Raw genomic sequence first — 20,497 nt, 5'->3', positions numbered from 1 at the left:
CTGGATTACTCATAAAAAATTATACCAATAAATGTTATAAAAAAACCACATTTGTCGCCTATTCAGCAGAAACTTTCCGTCACGTGCGGTGCGGTTTAGCTTAGCGCCTCTAACAGCGAAAAAACAACCATCGACGATGGTAACTCGTCAATGGTTGTTCATGTAACTTGTTTACTTGTCGATCAGTTCGGTTGTCTTGAGCAGCCGTGCGATCAATGCCGCCACTTCGGCGCGCGTCATGTTCGATTTCGGGCTGAGCACCTGCGGGCCGTTGCCCTGTACAATGCCAGCCGCAATCAAGCGGGCGGCATCTGCTCTCGCCCAAACGGACACGTTAGCCGCATCGTCGTAGCCAGCCAGCAAAGAAGCAATCTGCTCTTGGCTCAGATCAGTCTGCGGCTCGATCAAATTGTAAGCCCGGGCGATCATGGCAAAGCCCTGCTCGCGCGTAATCTGCTGGTCTCCGTAGAAGCTGCCGTCGTCATAGCCACGTACAATACCGAACTCGCTCGCGATCGCCACGGCATTCCGATACCAAGCGGCCGTAGGAACGTCTGGATATAGGGAGCTCGGTGCATCTTGGCGCATGAGTCCCAGACCCGTGACAACAATCTCCGAAAACTCGGAGCGTGTTACGTTACGATCTGGCGAAAACGTATTGTTCCCGGTTCCCGTAAGATCAAGTCTCGCGGCAATATTGTTCACATCCGCCTTGCCCCAGTGTTTCTTCACGTCATCGAAATCCTGCGGATTCCAGATGACTGAGTAAGTACCATGGCTGCGCAAATCGTTAATCAATGCATAATAACGGCTATTGAGCTTGGTTACAACCGTAGGCACGTGGTACACACTGCCATCCGGATTAATGAAGACGCCTGTCGTAATGCGGTTCGGATCAATGCCTTCCGGAAGAGCGATGTATTTCGCCGCATATCCGTTCAATTGCTCCGCTCTTATTGTCTTGCCGTCATGCGAGAAGGTCAAGTCGAGATCAACGGGACTGACCAATAGTTCGTAGCCTTCCGCTGCCGCTTTGTTTTTAGCAAGGTTAATCAAGGAGTCCGAAGAACGTGCAATAGCAATATGAACTGCAATATCGCTAAGTGCGGCATTGCCTAATTGACTGGACAACCCGCCCAAGTTCATTTTTCCGGCCGGAATCGGATAAATGGCTAGAGGGTTGCTGATTTCTAGGCTCGCGCTCTTGTCTGCCAATTGCTTAACAGAAGCCGCTGTCAATCCATCAACCTTCACGTCACCATCGTTCGGGGAGTGAATCGCAAGCTTCTGTCCGTTGCCTTGCGACAAGGTAGCATTCAGTTTGCTCAAATCCACTTGAACAGAAGTTTGCTTACGGTCGCCGCTGGTTGTTGTGTTACCGTTCGCGAACGTGCCATCTTTGCCATTTACAGAGGTTTCAATACCCGGTTCTTCCGGTTTTCGCGTTACAGGAGTAGTCGGTGTGACGGTGCTTTCTCCGGAATTTCCGTTACCACCGGTATCTCCACTACCGCTAGATTCCCTGATTACGGTCAGCGTATACAACGTTACGTTTCCCTTGGAATCGGTCACCTTTACAACGATTGTATTTTGGCCTTCTTTCAAAAGCAGATTGCCACTTACCTGACCGTTAGGAACTTCTTCGTACACCGCGTTATTGACGGAGACCTCGATCTTCGCATTTGTATCAAGCGCTGTCAGAAGAAGGGTTATAGCATAAACATTATTACTTACGGAAGCTGCATACTGGTTCGAACTTCCGCTAGAGACTGGCACCAGTTGGATTGGCGTACTGTCCCAACTGTTGAGCTGAAGCTCGCTCAGGGAAGAATAGTTTGAAGTATCTACGGTCATCGGCTTTGTTTCTTTTGCCGTTTTCCCATCTTTTGTAGCGGTCACTTCAACGGTATAGTTACCATCCGCTAGGTCGGCAGCTGGTTGGAAACTCCAAGTACCGTCTGCTTTGACAGTAGCTGGCTTGGAATCTACTACATTACCGTCTTTGTCTTTAATTGTGACATTTACGGCTGCTCCTGCATCCGTTGTTCCTTTAAAATCAGGTTTAGGCACGGAAACAGTGTTTCCGCTTGGTTCAGTGATTGTTAATACTGGAAGCGAAGTATCTACGGTCATCGGCTTTGTTTCTTTTGCCGTTTTCCCATCTTTTGTAGCAGTCACTTCAACGGTATAGTTACCATCCGCCAGGTCGGACGTTGGTTCGTAGCTCCAAGTACCGTCTGCTTTGACAGTAGCTGGCGTGGAATCTACTACATTACCGGCTTTGTCTTTAATGGCGACAATTACAGCTGCTCCTGCATCCGTTGTTCCTTTAAACTCAGGTTTAGACACGGAAACAGTATTGCCACTTGGTTCGGTGATTGTTAATACTGGTGCTGGTAACACCACATTTATCAAGGCTGACTTTGTTACTGTCCTGTTGTTGTTAGCAGCGGTTGCCTCAATCTTGTAGCTGCCTTCGATTAAACTCACATTTGGAATAAACGTCCAGTTCCCGTTGTTATCAACAGTTGCTGGACCACCTGCGCCTGTTACTGGATTGCCATTTGAATCTTTGATTACTATATTCACGGCAGAACCAGGTTCGACGGTGCCTGCAATGGTTGGCTTGCCTACAGTTACCGGATCAACGCTAGGTTGAGTAATGTTTAGAGCAGCGTCAAATGGATCGATCGCATTCATATTAAATGAATGGGCAGGTACACCATTTGTACCTTGCAGGGAACCGGATCCATCATAAGATACGTTGACTGTTTTATCAGTGACATCCGTTCCGCTCGGCAGCGTGAGAATCAACTTTGTATTGTCCGTGGAATCAACTTTATAGTCTCCAGCATTAATCGTTACTGGATTACCGTCAACTTTAATTTCAAATCCATTCAGATTCGGCAAAGCGCCTAGCTTTTGGTCGAAACTAAGCGTAATTTTATTCCTGCTCGCTACATTTTGCTCAAGCACGGCATTATCTAATACCGGCGCCGGAGCAGCGAAGGTAAAATATTGCCCGTCAGTTAATGCTACTTTTGTTGTAGTCGTGTAGTAGGCAACACCATTCGACGAAATTTCAGTGAATGGATATTCCTTAGCGCCTGTGAAATCTGTCGCGCTATTGCTTACTACTAATGTTGCACCTGATGGGACGGCACTTTTAGCAATAGTTAGCTGCACCTGACCAACGTTGTTGGTGTTTTTCACTTTCCAAATACGGTCTGCATAGTTCTTCCGGGTTGTACCGAGGGGCGTGTTAAATACTAAAGTCTTGCCATTGTCACCCCAGATTAAATATTGTCCATCTGCAAGTGTACCCGTATTTGCCTCATTTGTGTCAGATAGTTCATCTATCCCGATGACAACTTGGTCTCCCGCATTAACGCTACGGCTTTGTTTTTGAAGCAAGCCTTCGGCACCATCATTTGCAATACCGGCAATATTGTTTTTGTATACGCCGTCAGCAGTCCATACTACATTGTCAGTTGATGCAATATAGTTTGAATTCCCGGTATTTAATGTAATCCCGTACTTCACCGCTAGATAGGTTTCAATTTTGGCACGTTCAGTTTTTGTGCTACTGTCATAAACAATGATTTCGGCGATGTCGCCGTTGAAATTTCTATAATTACTACTGTTACCTTTAGATACGGTACCACCAATAACGGGCGTTATATCCAATGGACCAAACGTTGCTTTTCTAGTCAGGGTTTGATTCTGTCCGTTGAATCGACCTTCATGTTGAGGATCACTAATATCGAAATTTGCCATCCCGGGTTGAGAGACGGGAATCGGATAGTTAATCGTAGAATATGTACTGTTAATCCCGTTACCTACGTATAAAACGTTGCCTTCATTGCTGAGGATACCCGGACCATAATTTTTACTGCTGGAACTGGAACCAAGAATAACTCCGTTTGGATTCTTGAATACCGCATAGACATCCGAGTAGGTGATTCCTTTGTCTCCTACAAATTTTGTCTTTTGCCCAGCATCAAGCACTCCGCTATTCCCACTTATCGTAACGATAGGGTTAAAATTCACGCCATTCGCTGCAAGCTTCGGTGTTCCGTACACATTAAATACGACTGAGCCGGTTTTATCCTCCCAATCAGTGATTGTATTCGTTCCATCAGCCGTTACACCATCGTTCGCTTTTAACCATAGAACTGGCTTACTGGCTCCGCCTCCTGGAACGGCATCAACTGCGGCTTCTACCTTTGAAGAAAAACCCACCATCGACAAACTATTTGCCACAAGTGTCAGTGACAATATCGCCGCAAAAGGACGATTCCTCCATTTTTGTTGCTTAAAGCTCCTTTGCACTCATATTCCTCCTATTCTTCTAAGGACCTGTTGCTTTTAGTCCCAAAGCATTATCCACGACGAATCCCATCTACACAAAATGACAAAATACGCCACATTACACAGTCTAATGACCCCGACCTAGACAAAATCTGAACAACTCATGCAACAACACAAAAAAGGCTGCCCTATGAGGGAACAAAGCGACGTTTTCGCTTTCTCTCTCAGATGCAACCTTTTAATCTTAGTTAACGGACTTGAAATTTTTGAAGAAATGCTCTAATCAGCGGGTGAACCATATTTTTGAATGCTGAGCGTTCAGGCTGAAATAGCGTCCCAGATCTTGCGAAGCCAATTGAATAGCTTGAGGTATAGCGATATGAGCCGCAACTTCTGCGTCGAAGTCACCAATTAATCCAATCTTACTCATACTCATAGATACCCCTCCCATAATTTTAAAAGTATTTATCATAAAAAAGGAAAATTATAATATTCACAGTACGTCCCGTCAACTAAATTCTGATTCATTGAACTTTTTCAAACCCCCGCAGAAGCCTATTATGATTAGACATTACCTTGCACATTCATCCAAGGATCATTAAATACACAAATCCGATTTGTAATATTGGATTAACAAAAATAGAGCAAGTGATTAACATATTAAACTTTTGCTCCATAGCAATATTAGTAACACCTCTCCAGCGGACAATCATTTTCATTAACACTTGTAGCATAATAAAAAATAAATTGTATCCTACAAAAAGATAGTCCTTAATAAATGCTTTGATGTCGTATACACCGAATAGATAAAAATCAAACGAATTATCAATATGATAGTCATCGTATAGACTAAACAAAATACTAAGAATTAAAAGTATGTAACTCGTAGTAAAGGACCATTCTAATAGCTTCATATGGTCCCCATTTGCAGCTCGATTAATTAATAATCCAGCTACTACGAAACATATAACCCCTGCAACAACAAAAGCTAATTCTTTAATTTCCATTGAACTCTCCTAACTCCTAACTATCAACATCACATCTGTAAATGTATATACGTTCCAATTATTACTCTGTTCCATAATTTCAATCACCTCGACTTGTCCCAACCTTCTTAAGCCTGCCATGAAATAATGTACACTTATCAAATCATAAATCGGCTTTTGAAGTTAAAAAAAGGAGAGGCTTTGCGCCCCTCTATTGAATACGATAGGGTTCCCCGTAATGAACGGATAGTTACTTTTGCCCGTCAAGAATAAACATCGATGCATCTTGTCCCATGAATATTTTATTTCCGTTATAAAAAGTTTTGGATCGGATATTTCCATACCCGATTTTTGTCATCTTGGCGGTTAACTCCTCTTGATGGAATCCGTTATGAACGAGATCTGAAGCGATATTTTCATTTTTATCAAAATCTACGATCAGCAAATGTCCCCCTTCATTGAGAACATCATATAATCTAGATAGAACCAATTCATAATCATCAATATGAAGTAAAACCTGAGCCATAAAAATATAGTCCGCACGTAAATCCGATAAACCTTCCTTTTCAAAATCAAAGCACAAGGTATCTGCATTTTTAATATTGAAATCGGAGATTTTTTGTTTAATTTGATTAATCATATTTGGTGAGGTATCTAGAAAAAGTACGGAATGAAAATCGTTAAGCAGGTTCATGCCAAGTAGACCGGTTCCACTCCCAAAATCAATAGCCGTCTTGCCTTTTGCATCTACTAAATATTCACGAATGGCATCTGATGATACCTTGGCAATTTGGATTCGTTCAGGAGTGTCGTATGTGTCCGCTATCATTTCAAACTTATCTGTATTTCCCATTTGTATCTCCCCCATCTGCTTCATCTAGGCTTATCTCTGAAGAATCCTCTCCGTATAACTCTGTCATATGCTCCATATGAGCCGCTCCCCAATCATTCATTACCTGTAGCACTGTACTTAAACCTTTACCGTAATCCGAAATCGAATATTCTACTTTTGGAGGAATTTGGTTATAAACTACGCGAAGTACAATGTCGTTGTACTCAAGTTCTCTTAATTGCTGGGTGAGCATCTTTTTGTTTATATCCGGGATTGCTTTTTGCAGCTCGCTGAATCTCATTGTACCGTTTGAAATCAACTGAAGCAGAATAGCTGGCTTCCACTTTCCAATTAAAATATCGAGAGCTGATTTAAATTTACAATATTCTTTCATTGCAACCTCCCACTTTTCCTTTACTCTGTTTAGGTAACTTTTTATTTACTAGGTTTAGAAAAAGTGCCTACTTCCTTCATTTAAATACTAGAGTTTATTATACCTTTAGAGAATGTGAAAAATAAGGAGGGGCATCATTCATGAATATCGCATTATGGATCGTGCAAGGACTTGCAGCACTAGGTTTTGTCTACTCAGGCTGGTTAAAGGCCTTTCAGTATGAAAAAGCCGCGGCGTCTTGGGGTTGGGTAAAAGACGTTCCCAAAACGTTCGTCGTCTCTATCGGGTTAGCAGAGTTGCTTGGGGCAATTGGAATTATCCTACCCTTGGCGCTGAATATTGTGCCTATATTAACGCCAGTTGCTGCAACTGGACTTGCTGTGACTGTTTTATTCGGAGCTCTATTCCATATTAGACGCAAAGAGTATCGAAATATCGGCGTGAATATTGTCTTCTTCGCGCTAACTGTATTTGTTGCTTTGAGTCGTTTTTAAACCGACGTTATTACACCGAAAACAAAGAAGAGGGGGGGATCAGCCTCCCTCTTTTTTATGCACTTGTTGCTACAGCCAATGGATTTAGGTTTATCCCCGTCTACGCCAGTTACGTACTCCGAATGAGAGAGCAACATTTCAAAATCCCCCCTGTGATATAACTAGACATATATTCAAAACAAGGAGATGAGAGAATGAGTAGTTTGAAAGGGAAAGTCGCTCTAGTAACAGGTGCTAGCCGGGGGATTGGCCGGAGCATCGCATTGCGTCTGGCACAGGATGGCGCTTGTGTCGCCGTGCATTATGGAACAAGACGGAATGAAGCCGATGAAGTGGTTCACATCATTCGACAAAGTCGCGGAGATGCATTCTCAATTGGTGCGGACTTAAGCAATCTTAACGGTATACATGATCTATATGCGACGTTGGATGAGAATCTTCGGGAACGTACAGGCGACGGCCGGTTCGATATTCTGGTGAATAACGCAGGCATTGGCCAAATTCTTTCAATAGAAGAGACCACAGAACAATCTTTTGAAGAGGTTATGAGCATTAATGTTAAAGCACCCCTTTTTGTTACCCAACAAGCTTTGCCGCGTCTGAAAGATGGGGGACGCATTATTAATATCTCATCGTTTGTTTCAAGAGTGGCCTCTCCGAGTGTTTTTGCCTACAGCATGTCAAAAGGAGCAATCGATACATTTACCCACATGCTGGCTCAGCAACTTGGTGGTCGTAATATCACGGTGAATGCCATCCGGCCTGGCATTATTAATACAGAGATGAATGCGGAGACACTCCAAGATCCTAATGGACAGAAGTCTGCCGCGGGTCTTTCAACGTTCAAAAGGTGGGGGGAGCCGGAAGATGTGGCCGATATTGCTGCTTTTCTCGCTTCAACGGATAGTCGTTGGATCACCGGCCAATTGATTGATGCAAGCGGCGGTTCTCATCTGTAAATAAAGCGGGTTCGGAAGCCTCGCTGAAGAGCAAGTCTTACGAACCCGTAAATCCCTTATTAATATTCTCCTTTAATCACAAAAAACGAGCCCCGGATCGTTCCCGCTAGTTTGGACTTTTGCCGGGCGAACTTAAACTTCCCTTCTAATTCCTGTGGGATCTCCATCCCCTCAGAAAGTTTGAAACCAACGGCCCGCTTCTTAGCGTCATCAATCGTATACATGACATTAATTCCAAGACCATCCTCATAAAAGACGTAGGTAAATTGGATATTTTCCACTTGAAAACGCGATGTTTCTAAAGGTTTGGCCGCAAACTCAATATCGCGCTCTTCTTTCAAAATTCGGTTCACATAATCAAGGCTCTCCTGACTTTCGCTAGCCGATACAACCGTAAACTCATGCTTGTATTTGTTCATAAAATAACGAGCCTCATTAGCACGTAAGCCAGCAAGTGCTTCTGCTACAGGTGAAGATTCTAACCCAACTGTAGATACATTTTTAAAATCAACGGTATAGGACATTTCCATCTCTCCTTTTATCTCATTATTTCCAAAAAAACTTACCGTTCATCCCTTCTTACCGCACTTCATCAACCAAAGCCGAATCGAGCGCCTTAACAAACGGGGTCCACTCCCCTGTCGTATATAGCAACAGCCGGTGCATTGCACGGGTACATGCCGTATAAAAATGCTTCCGTTCGCTCTCCCGCTGATACGTTTGCGGAGATGCATCATAGATCAGCACGGCATCGAACTCGACGCCTTTTGCTAAATACACAGGAAGCACCGATATCCCTTTCTCGAAGCGCTGGGTCTCCTTCGTAATGAGCCGCAATTCTGCATCCCCCTGCGCCGTCAACGCTTCATAAGCCTCCCGGCTCTCGGCAGCAGTCTTTGTAATGATTGCTATGGAATCGTAGCCTCCTGCTTTAAGCGAAGTAAGATCCTGCAGAATGCGGATTGCGCGATTTTCCACAGTATCTGCAACCACTAGCGATGGCTTCTCGCCGCTTCTATTAAAAGGTACAATCTCTTCGCCCGGCAGCAGTGATTTCGTGAACTCTACAATTTGCCGAGTAGATCGATAGCTTTGAACAAGCCGAATCAGACTCGTGTCCTCCGGGCCATAAAGACCGATCAGCGGCGAATTGACATCATGCAGCTGCGTAGCTTGTGGAAAAATTGCTTGCCCAAAGTCACCAAGCACAGTCATGCGGGCACGAGGAAACAAGCGTTTGAGGAAGACATACTGAAACGGCGAATAATCCTGACCTTCGTCAACGAAAATATGCCGCACCACAGTGTTCGTCCGCGTGCCTTCGAGCAGTTCTTTTAAATATAGAAATGGGGTTGCATCCTCATAAAAAAGCTCCTGCCGGCTCAGTTTATCCCTCGTTTGTCGACAAATCTCTGACCAATGCTGAGGCACTTCGGCCTCACCCGTCATTTGCAGATAAGACGCTTCATCGCTGAACAGCTGACTGTAGAGCCCAATCACATCAATGAACCGAAGTCGCTTCACCTCCCGTCGCAGCGGCTTGAAGTGTGCCTTCACAATCATCCTGCGCAGCATCTCTTCTTCCTGCAGGGCAAAATCGAAGATTTCCTCTTCCCCCTGCTCCGTCTCCGGACGATCCCCATAGAGATCCACGTACTGTTGCGTAAAATCAAAGACTGCCTGTTCCCGCTCATACTTCTTACGAAGCATGCTGTAGGCTTCCGCATATTGATCCGTATCGAGGTAATCCAGCTCATCCTGAACCCACCCCGCTTCCTGCTCCTGTCGCTCAAGCGAAGCCAGCTTTTGCAGCAGCCATTCCTGTAACAGTAACACGCGATTCATCAGCCGGATGGAACTGTCGTAGCTATAGAATTGAGCTTTCATCTGTTCAGCAGTAATCAGCTCACGATCCCGGAAAGTGATACTGTGGAACAGCATACCTTCCTTCCCTAGCCAAAGCGCATAGTTCTGGAGTGCGTGCAGAAAAGCCTCGGAAGCTTTATACTTCATACCGATCAGCCGTGCTTCTGCTTCCTCCGAGCCTGCCGCTGTCAGCACATATTCTATCTGCTCGAACGGATCTTCCAGAGTCATCGCGCCGCCAAGCCAATACGCAAGGTATTCCTGAAAGGTCGTCTGCTGCATATTCTCCTCACCAAGCTCAGGCAGAACGGTAGATACATAGCTGTTGAACATCGGATTAGGCGAAAAAAGTACGATCTGGTCCGCACTGAGCCGCTCCCGGTGCTTATACAATAGATAGGCTACCCGCTGCAGCGCTGCAGAGGTTTTGCCGCTCCCCGCCGCCCCTTGCACAATAAGCATATGGCTTTTATCATCGCGGATAATGACGTTCTGCTCCTTCTGAATTGTCGCCACGATACTCTTCATTTGGTTATCCGCGCCCTTACCAAGCACCTGCTGAAGCAGCTCATCCCCGATCGTCACGCTCGTGTCAAACACATTCTGAAGCTTACCCTCCCGAATCTGATATTGCCGCTTCAAGGTCATGTTTCCAGTAATTTGTCCGCCCGGTGTGTCATACCCGGCAGCCCCTGGTGAGTGATCGTAATACATGCTTGCAATGGGTGTCCGCCAGTCATAGACCAGAAAGTTTAGTCCGTCTTCATCGACAAAGGAGGAAACACCAATATAAACTTGCTCGTTAAGTTTCAACCCATCCTCATGAAAATCAATCCGCCCGAAGTACGGTGATGGCAACAGACGTTTCATGCTCTTATAACGCTGTAGCCGTAATTTATGACTGCGTTCCCGCTCGTTCAACAGCGCTTCTTGCTGCTTGATGCTATAGAAGGTCTCTTCGAAGTCCTCATCCGTACTCGTATTGACCGTAACTTCCTCCCAAAACTGCTTGCGAATGTCCACCACCTGATCACGCAGTCCGCTCACTTCCGGCTCCACTTCAGCGATTCTCAACTGTAATTCTTTCGTAACGGCATCCAGCCGTTCCTGTTCTTGCTGCCAATCCTTACCGTTAATCATCTCCTGAACACACTCCTTTTCGTTCGCGTTTGAGGATGAAAAAAAGACATTTGACAAACCCTGAATCCCCATGGTAAGATTAAGGTGTAGATAAGATGCGGTATTTATAAATTATTACATAAAATTTCAGTAGTGAATTAACTATATCATAAGGCTTAAATGGACGCAATCCATTTATTCAGCAGAAGAACCTGGCGAAGTCTGCCAGGTTCTTCTTTTCGTTCTCGCGAGAAGAATGTAAGTAATTTCGTTGAAGCTACAAATTCAGGTGATCGTAAACATGCTGACAGAGAAAACAAAACAGCAATCATAGTTTATGAAAACAAGCTGACCTCGGTCCTCCGAGGTCAGCTTGTTTTTTTAATTAACGTAATAGTAATGACAAACTATAGCGATACTAATCGGCGCGGGCATCAACTAGAATGTGCCGACACGATTTCGCCAGAATGGTCACCTCATGCATTTGATTTATGCCTGCAATGATTTTATTCACTTTGGCGGTCTTGGGAATATCGACAATCCTCAAAATCTTTCGGGGAAGCATGGCAGCCGGTAGGTGATTTTGCATAACTGATCAAACGCCAAAGCTTTGACGTCCTGATTGAAGAACCTAGTAAGAAGCACTTAACTCTTCATAGCATCTCTTTAATAGAGCTTCTTCTTCTTCTCTTATCTTTTCCAATAATTCAATTGATCGTATAATACTCCCCCTGTTGCGTGTGAAAGAATATTTCAGCAAGGTATTCCTGAGTAATAAAGAGTTTTTACATATTTGATCCAAATTGTAATCATTCTTGATATACCCTTCACACTTTAAATACTTTAATATTAAAGAAAGAGTTTTTTTATGTTCGTAAAATACATGGAATGAAGTAATATCGAGCGCACTGTAAAATTCCATATTTCTATGAATATCTTTACTGAGCCTAGTATATATATTATTAAAACCTAACCCCTCATCAATCATGTAATTCCTCTCAGATCTATACCTTCTTCGTGTATCTCTTGTGTATATATAATCTGCCAGTAGAACCATCATGTTATTAATATCAAAACTAAATTCATTACCCGATTCTCTAAACTTAATAAGCTTGGCTCCATTAAAGGAAAAATCCTCTTTCTCTATATTCAAATAAGCTTCTCTCAGCTCTGAAAATGGCACTTCAGCAAATATAAAATGCGATTCAAAAAAATCTGCAACAAAAAACACTTCTTTAGACAAATCATAGCCATGAATAAAGATTGGATGCGGGAATTTTGACTTTGACTCTATGTTATATAAACTTATAAGCGATCCATCAACAACTATATAAATATAATTTTCAAGATTAATAAGATTAATTAGAAAGAAAATGGGATCACCAATCATCGACTGTAATGTCGACAAATGTATATGTTCAACTTCAAGCCAAGGACATATTAAAAAACCATCATGTTGAAAAGTAAAGAAATCCAGCCAAGGCTTCGACTTTTCATCAAGCATCACACGGAGTTGCAAAAAATTTTGACTAAACCATGGCATATAATTCACATTGTGACCTTCTAGAATAGATAAAACAGATGTCTGATGCTGGTAAGGAGTTATGCATGGCATTTTTACCGGCAAAATAAACGATTCATGCAATATATCACCACTTTCTTTCAACTCTTCTCTTGTAAACAATAAACAGTAGTTTCTATTTCGCTCGAAATAAATTACTGATGTACAATAAAACCTTCGATCATCTCCCCCGCCTTAGCCTCTCTTTTATAAACATCGAATCTGTAGTACAGTTAGCAGCAAAATTGCAGTTCACTTGTTCCACAAGAAAGGAAACCAATACCCGAAGAAGTTATTAGTTCTAAAAAGTATCGCGCCCACCTATTTGAATCCTAATATATGCACAAAAAAATCACTATGAGTAAATATATTGAATTATTCTTACACTCTCAAAGGTTTATGATAATATTCACGCTTCGAAAGTTGAGGTACTATTTGGCTTGGCAGAGAGCGTGGTGATGTGCGTGCCGTTGTCAATATTAGATGTTTGGAAACAGCTTGATAACCAATCATCTGTCTATGCTGCAAGGTGGAAAAGCAGCTATTGGTCCATATTACTGTATTGAAACTGAAAATCAGATTATTGTTAATTTCTTTGACTATGTATTGAAGGGAATAGGTCAGTTCACACCTAAAGCTAGCTATGGGTTAAAATAGAATAGATATAAACGACCCTTTGATCATATAACTACACACTTGGGAGGACACCTTGAATGATTGATGCTCATATTCACCTTGAACAATATGAACCGGAGTTTATTACGAGCACACTGCGCGAGCTGCCCGGCGCGGGCGTCGAAGCGCTACTGGCTGTCTCCATGAATTACGAATCCTGCCTTCGCACGGAAAAGCTGGCTGCCCAGTATCCCGGACTCGTCCGGCCGGCTTACGGCTTCCACCCGGAGCAGCCGGTACCTTCGCCGGAGGAGACCGCCACGCTGCTGGAATGGATTGAAGCCCGCGCAGATGCGCTGACCGCCATAGGTGAGATCGGGTTGCCCTATTATACGCGGGCGGAAGCCCTCGAACGCGGCGAGTCTTTCGAGATGGCGCCGTACATCGCGCTGCTCGATAAGTTCTTGGAGCTGGCGGCGCGCCTTCGCAAGCCGGTCGTGCTGCATGCCGTGTACGAGGACGCCATGATCGCCTGCGATCTGATGGACAAACACGGCATTACCCGGGCCCATTTTCACTGGTTCAAGGGCCCGGAGGAGACGATCGCGCGGATGATCCAGCGCGGCGATTATGTCTCTTTCACGCCCGATCTCCTGTATGAGCAGGAGATCCAGGATCTGGCCCGCCGCTACCCGCAGGAGCTGGTGATGGCGGAGACGGACGGCCCCTGGCCCTTTGAAGGGCCATTCGCAGGCCGGACCACCCATCCGGCCATGATCCACGACGTGGCCGCCGCTTGGGGGGCGTTGCACGGCCATTCAGAGAGCCGGGCAAAAGAAATATTAACCGCAAACACTGTGCGGTTCTATGGGTTGTAACGCGAGGCCGTCAGGCTCCGGACCAGTAAAAACGACTTTTCCGTCCTCTAAGGGACGGCATCCGTTTCAGCGGGAAATATAAGAATGATTCATAGTGTAAAACATATAAATTCTTATATTTTGAAAGAGGACGTTGACCGCTTGGCGGCAACGCCCTCTTTTTAAGATGTCACAAATTATCGCTGGGGATGAGTATGGATTGTCCCAGCATCTCACCATCGGTTCTAGGCAAGCTTTTGATAACTTTCAATATTCGTCAATATCGTTCTGCTTTCATCAATCTCTGCCTCCGGGTAGCGTACCAGGTTCAGCGCATGCAGCGTTCTAGCGATATGAATACTCTCATGGAATTCCCCGCTTTCCTCCTCATATTTCCTGAACAAAATCTGCAGCAAACGGCGGGTTGTTTCCTCTTCGGCAAGACCAATCTTTGTTAACATATTCATAAGGCGGTAGCGGATCGAGAAATGTGCAACAACAGTTATGCCATCAGACATTGGGCGATAGCCAGACAACATTTCAAAACGAGTAACAAGCCAGTCAGTAGCCGGAGCACCAAGAAGTTTAAGTTCATCCTCCATATCGTATTGATTAAGGTACATTCCCTTTAACTTGGATGCTTCATCCGTATCTTTGCCGAGAATAAAATCCAGATCCAGATAATTATTGAACCAATACTCAATCTGCTGAGTTATGGGCAGCTGTTTTATTCTCTCCTTATGCTCCGCAAATCTTTTCATTTCGGGAAATGCCCTGTAATACGTCTCTTGACTCACCGTACGATCAAGATATTGGAAGTAGTCTTCATCATGATCCACCACAAAAGCCATGAAATCATCCGTCTTATTCAAGAGTTGCATTACATCCTGAAGCTCATCTACCACCTCAATCAGCATCTCTATGAATTTTGCACGCAGATCATTGGCTTCCTGAATTTCTGGTGCATCATCGTCCACTTCCTCTTTGTCATACAATTCGGACAGCCTGTACTCCAGCAGATATGCGAACTCATCCATTACTTCCGGCTGAGCCGGATCTTCATAGGAAAAATCACCCGCATTAAACTTTAAGCCGTTGCGTCCGTTCACCTGATTCGGCGTGTAGGAATCGTAGTACGACTCTATCGTTTTTTGCAAAGCTGCCAGGGTATTCCACCGTAACAGTACCCGTCCGTAAGTGGGCTCTGCATCCAACACAACAGCATATACGTCTTGATTACCCTCGGTTTTGGAAAAGTCCTCTAAGGTCCTACTGCAATGCTCTATAAACACTTCTTTAAATAAACTGAAATCAGGATCTGCCATCATTGCACCTCATGTTAGTATTTATTCCGGTTCTTTATCGGACTTTGCATGTTCACAAAGCTAATGTCCAATCATCTTCCATATTAGGGACTATCCCCCTTTGAAGTATGGCATAGCAATCTATTGGCCGTAAAGAGTAGAACGACTTACGAGGAGTTGAACTATTCCCCGACAAGCTGCTCCACACGAGAGGCGGTCTCCCCCTCCTTTTCAGCAGGCCACAACACCCGCTGCAACAGAAAACCTAACAGTCCGATTCCCGCAATAACGATCCCAAAGTTAACAAAAATGGCGCTAGGACCAGCATTTTGCACCAAAATCCCCCCAAGCAATGGGGCGATAATCATAACGGCACTTAGAATGGTACTCTGGATGCCAAATATCCGGCCGATGATGTGCGGCGGCGTCTCTTTTTGCAAACAATAATTGAAGGTGATCATCGCGACCCCGTTCCCCAGTCCCAGCAGAAGACCCATCAGCAGTACAGGAAAGAGCCCAGCACCCGGCGAGAGGAATCCCAGTCCAGAAAACGCTGCTCCAATCAGTACATAACCAAAGCCCATCTTCCAACCGTATCCAGCGCTAGCGTTCATCTTGTTCATCACTATAATCATCAGCACAGCTCCCGCGCCCGAAGCTGCCACCATCCAGCCCAGCGTCGCCTCCTGCTCTGGAGCAATGATCCGGAATAAACTAGTGAATTGAAAATCAATCATCTGGATCGCCAGCGATCCGATAAGACCAAATATCATGGTGCTCAGCAGCAAGCGGCTACGCAGAATAAAACTCCAGCCTTCGCTCCACATCTGGCTTAGTGGAACCTGCTCCTTCGTAATTTCCGAATGTCGCTTCTCTGCAATAGCCCCAGCATTTTTGACAGTGAGCAGCAGCAGGTAAGATCCGGCTCGCAGACATGCATTGAGCAAAATGCACCATTGGGGCGAGAGTACCGACAACGCCAGTCCTCCAAGCAGCGGACCGGCAATTTTGGAGCTTTGATTCACGATCCCATTTAGAGAAGTCGCCTGTAGCAGTTGGTCCTCCCGCACAATACTGCGGGTCAAGGACTGCTGCGCGGGAACGTTTAATATAGAGAGCCCCGCGCGCAGCATCAGCAAAGGGAGTAGCCACCACATATTGGGGGCCAACAACACCAGGACAGTCAGGATCGCGGTGAGCAGATCACAGATACGCATCAGCTTGAGCTGGTTCAGCCGGTCAGCAGCCACACCTGCCACTGAGCCCAGCAAAATGCCGGGCAGCGCCAGCGAGACTGGAATCAGCGCCAGCATCAGCGGGCTAGCCTGCCAGCGATAGCCGACAAGCACCTGAATCGCTAGCGCATCGAACCAGTCACCGAAAGTCGCAATGGCGAAGGCGGTGTAGACGCGCAGGTACACTTTATTGCGCAATAGGCTTGGTTGAGATTGAGAAGTAACTTGCATAAGACATTCCTCCAGTTGCTTGAATGGATCAAGTTGACCCTAAAGCCAAAGTAACAGAGGAATGTCAGAGAAAGATCAGAGGAGATTTAGCTCACGGAGAATAATGGCTTCGAGCGGCTTCAATAGAGTGTCCAGCCCATGCGAAGTCTGCGCTGCTTCGAACAATTGTGTGTATTTATTCAGCAGGGCTTCAGGATAGGAGATCCATTTAGAACAAAACACGATTCGATGCAACGCCTGTAGCAGTAAGGGAACAAACCCTGAGACCTCCAGAATCCGCAATCCTTCGTCCAGGAGTGCTTCACCGTCACGCCAATTCTTTTGCCGCAGCTTCCATATTCCATGGACAAAGTTGTAACTACCACTCTCACGCAGAAAAGGCCTTGCCCTTAGACGCTCCTCTATGTTTCCAACCATCGCTGCCACTTGTGCGTCAGACGTTCCGGCCACCAGATGAACAAACATCTCGTTAATGGCTACTGGAAGCTCAAAATTCTCATACTCTGGATCTTTAATCACTGTGTAAGTGAGTTCTAAGCGTTCCAAGGCTTTGTCCGTCTCCCCGGCCACTGCATAAAGGTCCAGTATATTGAGGATTTTCAGTTCCTGATGCTGAAACGAGGGAAGGATCTTTCGTTCGATCATCAACTCACAAGAAGCCAGTCGTTCTGCGGGGTCTCCAGTGAACATGAAGAACAGCATCAAGGAGTACAGCCGATCTGTAAGCGGGGCCTCTGTTGTATTCAGTAACCATTTCAGATCCCCCTGCACAAAATGAACATAGACGGCATAAAAAGGGTCTAGCTCATAACCCAGCACATCCTGCTGCCGCGCAAGAATCTGCATGGATCTCCCCTGTCCGTATTGATGATACTTAACGAAAATTTCGCGCATCGTCTCATGCAGCGCTGTGTCCTGTATAGATGGAGGCTTGGCCGTTCCGGCGGTATCCTGAACTGCCAAACTGTAGCCGAGACCCCGCACAGTGCTGATCCTGAGGAGAGGAAAACATCCCAGCTTCTTACGCAGCCGGTAAATATGATCATCTACCGTCCGTTCCACCGGATATTCCAGTGGCCATACCTTATCAAGCAATTGTTCCCGGCTGAAGGTGCGCCCTCTATTCAGATAGAGAAATCGCAGAAGGGCAAATTCTTTAGGCAACAGTTCCACTGTAAGGCCTTCGGCAGTCACTTTATATTCATGGTCATGCAATTCAAGCCGCATCCAAGAACCTTCCTTCTTACGGTCACTTTAATGGACTCATTATATCAGGCTAACCTCGCCACACTCCAATGAAAATAAGCATGTAGCTTCCCTATCTTCAAGAAAAAAAGCCTCTACATCTGCTGCAATCAGCAAATATAGAGGCGTAAGGCTAGTTTATTCTTTTATTTAGATCAAATCAGATTTCTGCAAAAGTCTCTCGATCATCGCAGCTACCTCTGCACGGGTGATGCTTGCTTTTGGAGCCAGCTCTATGCTGCTTCTGCCGGAGACAATGCCTGCTTGCAGACTGTCAGCAATGGCACTCTTCGCCCATTCCGATGCTTGCTCAGCATCTGTAAAGCTACCTGCCCCGGTTGCTGCCGCTTGCGCCCCCAGCTTGTCTTTCAGCCCTGTAATCTTCATAGCCTTGGCAATGATATTCATCGCCTGTTCGCGCGTGATTTTGTCTGTTGGACGGAAGGTACCGTCTTCGAAACCATTGATCAGGTTGTAAGAGACTGCGGTTTGGACCACACTGCTGTACCAAGCTGAATCCTGTACATCTGTGAACGCTGTTCCACCGTTCTCCAGCTTCAAGCCCAGTCCTCTGACCACAATCGCCGCAAACTCGGCGCGGGTAATATCTTGTCCCGGGTTGAACATACCGTTCCCAACACCGTCAATAACCATACGGGAGCCCATGTTGTTCACAGCATTTTTAGACCAGTGGTTCGCAACATCTTTGAACGCCATCGGATGCCATACAATAGAGTAGGTACTGTTGGTGAGACTGTTCACCTTGGCAAAATACTCACCGTCAATGACAACGAATTTGGTTGGCACATGACGGACCGTACCATCCGGATCAACAACAATTCCAGTAGTGATTTTGTTAGGATCTACACCATCTGGGATCGCAATTGTACGTTCTACATAGGCGTTGAACTTGGAGATTTCGATTGTTTTGTCGCCATAAGTAGCTACAACCTTGAACTCAAGCGGTGGTGCAACTAAAGTAAACTGCCCTTTCGCCGCAGAGTTCTCTACGATTTTCAACGTTTCCGGTGTAGATTTTTCAACTTCAATTTGAACCTTAATATCCTGGAGGGATACCGCTGATCCGAATTGATTCGAGATGGAATTGATATTAATTTGCTGTGCTGGCAATGTGTAAGTGGCTTGCCCTGTTTTAAGCTCCAACACTGCCTGTTTCTGTTCCATATCCTTGATCATCTGACCTGTCAGTTGACCAATAGCCACATCTGTACTTGTGACCACAGGGATCGTAATAACAACCCCTTGTCCCTCATTCGCCAGTTTCTCTGCCAGCTTGGATTGGTCTACCGAAATCGTAGTAACCGTCTGATTGTTCACTTGCGTGGATTCAGCCGTACCAATCTTCTCAACCTTACCGTTCACAATAATATCCACACCCGTGCTTACCGGATTAGGGCTGCTTGAAGTTCTCGGCGTGCTTGGCGTGCTTGGCGTGCTTGGCGTGTTTGGTGTTGGTGTTGGCGTAGGAGTTGGATTGTCCCCCCCGCCAGTCGCAGGTGCGCTTGGCGTTACGGCGTTAGAGCTTACCGAAGCTGCGCTGCTGCCCTCGCTGTTGACCGCTTTTACTGTAAAGCTGTAAGTTGTTCCGTTAATCAGACCCGTTATTGTGATCGGGCTGGAAGTTCCTGTGCCTACGATTTTTCCCGCTGCATCCAGAACCTCATATCTCGTAATCTCGCTTCCTCCATTACCGACAGGAGACGCGAAGAACACCGTAGCTTGACCGTCGCCTGCGCTTGCAGTTACATTCGTCGGTGCTCCCGGCTCGCCTTTCGGCGTTGCACTGAGTTCATTGGACCACGAACCGTCCCCTTCCAAGAGACTGGATCGTACTGCAAAATAATAAGTTGCTCCGTTAATCAAGCCTTTTACATCATAGCTGTATACGGAACTGCTGACCGTCGCCGCCTCAGACCCGAAGTTGCCTGAAACAAGGCTATAGTAGATTTTGTAACCATTAGAGCCTTTAACAGGCGTCCAAATCAGGTTAACCTCCGTATTGCCTGCAACTGCGGATTGCAGCACCGGTGGACCCTCTACGATTGGCGTGGAATCCGTGATCGTAATCGCCAATACTTGTGGGGAGCCTGCACTGAATTGGAATGCCAAGTTGGTTGTGCCGACTGGCTGAACAGCCAGGTACTCTTTTTTAATAGAAACTGTGCTGCCACTCAAGATGTAATCCGTACCCTCAATCAGCACGTTGTCACCGTTCTTGATACCTGTGAACGTGTTACCGTTCAGCGTCAAAGTGACCGCTACATCCGCTTGTGCTGCAGTATTCTTATCAAAATTCGCACTTGTCGGACCGATGTCGCTATTGTTTGGTGTGCTGTCCATGACAGCAATCGTTAGTGTCTGCGCTACCCCAGCACTGAACTCGAAGGTTAGCGTTGTCGTGCCTACTGCTTGCGCTGACAGGTATGATTTCTTGATGGCTACTGTAGTTCCAGTAACCGTGTAATCC

Annotated in this window: 16 protein-coding genes; 4 read left to right on the top strand and 12 right to left on the bottom strand. The window is 45.6% G+C overall.

Features of this window, described 5'->3' with window-relative positions; all coding sequences use genetic code 11:
- Positions 1-171: 171 nt before the first annotated feature.
- The 5 genes from ACFVRY_RS28270 to ACFVRY_RS28250 form a co-directional block, all read right to left on the bottom strand.
- Positions 172-4,332 carry a DUF8202 domain-containing protein gene (locus ACFVRY_RS28270; RefSeq protein ID WP_387503584.1) on the bottom strand — a complete coding sequence of 1,387 codons (4,161 nt, stop codon included), beginning with the start codon at positions 4,330-4,332 and terminating at the stop codon, positions 172-174.
- 262 nt (positions 4,333-4,594) lie between these two features.
- Positions 4,595-4,747, bottom strand: coding sequence for a hypothetical protein (locus ACFVRY_RS28265; protein WP_387503583.1), 153 nt, complete (start codon positions 4,745-4,747; stop codon positions 4,595-4,597).
- Between the two features lie 148 nt (positions 4,748-4,895).
- Positions 4,896-5,318 carry a hypothetical protein gene (locus ACFVRY_RS28260; protein WP_387503582.1) on the bottom strand — a complete coding sequence of 141 codons (423 nt, stop codon included), beginning with the start codon at positions 5,316-5,318 and terminating at the stop codon, positions 4,896-4,898.
- 229 nt (positions 5,319-5,547) lie between these two features.
- Positions 5,548-6,174: a class I SAM-dependent methyltransferase gene (locus ACFVRY_RS28255; RefSeq protein WP_387503581.1), complete on the bottom strand. Its 627-nt coding sequence runs from the start codon at positions 6,172-6,174 to the stop codon at positions 5,548-5,550.
- Entirely contained in the window at positions 6,134-6,523 is a 390-nt protein-coding gene (locus ACFVRY_RS28250) for a winged helix-turn-helix transcriptional regulator (RefSeq protein WP_387503579.1), read from the bottom strand. Before ACFVRY_RS28250 ends, ACFVRY_RS28255 begins: the two co-directional genes overlap by 41 nt.
- Positions 6,524-6,663: 140 nt before the next feature.
- On the opposite strand from ACFVRY_RS28250, the gene ACFVRY_RS28245 reads away from it, so the two are divergent.
- Entirely contained in the window at positions 6,664-7,017 is a 354-nt protein-coding gene (locus ACFVRY_RS28245; protein ID WP_387503578.1) for a DoxX family protein, read from the top strand.
- A 194-nt stretch (positions 7,018-7,211) separates the two neighbouring features.
- On the top strand, positions 7,212-7,976 hold the full coding sequence (locus ACFVRY_RS28240) for an SDR family oxidoreductase (protein WP_387503577.1): 765 nt from the start codon (positions 7,212-7,214) through the stop codon (positions 7,974-7,976).
- A gap of 59 nt (positions 7,977-8,035) precedes the next feature.
- Here ACFVRY_RS28240 and ACFVRY_RS28235 read toward each other — a convergent pair whose 3' ends face one another.
- The 3 genes from ACFVRY_RS28235 to ACFVRY_RS28225 all read right to left on the bottom strand — a co-directional run bounded on the left by ACFVRY_RS28235 (position 8,036) and on the right by ACFVRY_RS28225 (position 12,645).
- On the bottom strand, positions 8,036-8,500 hold the full coding sequence (locus ACFVRY_RS28235; RefSeq protein ID WP_387503576.1) for a phage tail protein: 465 nt from the start codon (positions 8,498-8,500) through the stop codon (positions 8,036-8,038).
- A 55-nt stretch (positions 8,501-8,555) separates the two neighbouring features.
- Positions 8,556-10,982, bottom strand: a complete 2,427-nt coding sequence (helD, locus tag ACFVRY_RS28230; RefSeq protein ID WP_387503575.1) for an RNA polymerase recycling motor HelD — start codon at positions 10,980-10,982, stop codon at positions 8,556-8,558.
- Positions 10,983-11,592: 610 nt separating this feature from the next.
- On the bottom strand, positions 11,593-12,645 hold the full coding sequence (locus tag ACFVRY_RS28225) for a hypothetical protein (protein ID WP_387503574.1): 1,053 nt from the start codon (positions 12,643-12,645) through the stop codon (positions 11,593-11,595).
- 360 nt (positions 12,646-13,005) lie between these two features.
- Here ACFVRY_RS28225 and ACFVRY_RS28220 point away from each other — a divergent pair, with 360 nt between their 5' ends.
- Positions 13,006-13,179 (top strand): hypothetical protein, encoded by a 174-nt coding sequence (locus ACFVRY_RS28220; RefSeq protein WP_387503573.1) that lies wholly within the window; start codon positions 13,006-13,008, stop codon positions 13,177-13,179.
- Positions 13,180-13,235: 56 nt separating this feature from the next.
- Positions 13,236-14,015, top strand: coding sequence for a TatD family hydrolase (locus tag ACFVRY_RS28215; protein ID WP_387503572.1), 780 nt, complete (start codon positions 13,236-13,238; stop codon positions 14,013-14,015).
- A 224-nt stretch (positions 14,016-14,239) separates the two neighbouring features.
- Here the strand turns inward: ACFVRY_RS28215 and ACFVRY_RS28210 are convergent, their stop codons facing one another.
- The 4 genes from ACFVRY_RS28210 to ACFVRY_RS28195 all read right to left on the bottom strand — a co-directional run.
- Positions 14,240-15,319: a DUF4303 domain-containing protein gene (locus ACFVRY_RS28210; RefSeq protein WP_387503571.1), complete on the bottom strand. Its 1,080-nt coding sequence runs from the start codon at positions 15,317-15,319 to the stop codon at positions 14,240-14,242.
- 161 nt (positions 15,320-15,480) lie between these two features.
- Entirely contained in the window at positions 15,481-16,764 is a 1,284-nt protein-coding gene (locus tag ACFVRY_RS28205) for an MFS transporter (protein WP_387503570.1), read from the bottom strand.
- Positions 16,765-16,839: 75 nt separating this feature from the next.
- The gene (locus ACFVRY_RS28200; protein WP_387503569.1) at positions 16,840-17,991 is read right to left on the bottom strand and encodes a winged helix-turn-helix domain-containing protein; all 1,152 of its coding nucleotides are present in this window, start codon (positions 17,989-17,991) and stop codon (positions 16,840-16,842) included.
- A gap of 168 nt (positions 17,992-18,159) precedes the next feature.
- Positions 18,160-20,497: X2-like carbohydrate binding domain-containing protein (locus ACFVRY_RS28195; protein ID WP_387503568.1), on the bottom strand; the 2,338-nt coding region annotated here is incomplete at its 5' end.

Origin of the sequence: Paenibacillus sp. NPDC057934, assembly GCF_042887565.1 — a bacterium.
GTDB lineage: Bacteria > Bacillota > Bacilli > Paenibacillales > Paenibacillaceae > Paenibacillus_AQ.
Note: the sequence above shows the minus strand (reverse complement) of the source record. Positions and strands in the feature narration are given on the sequence as shown.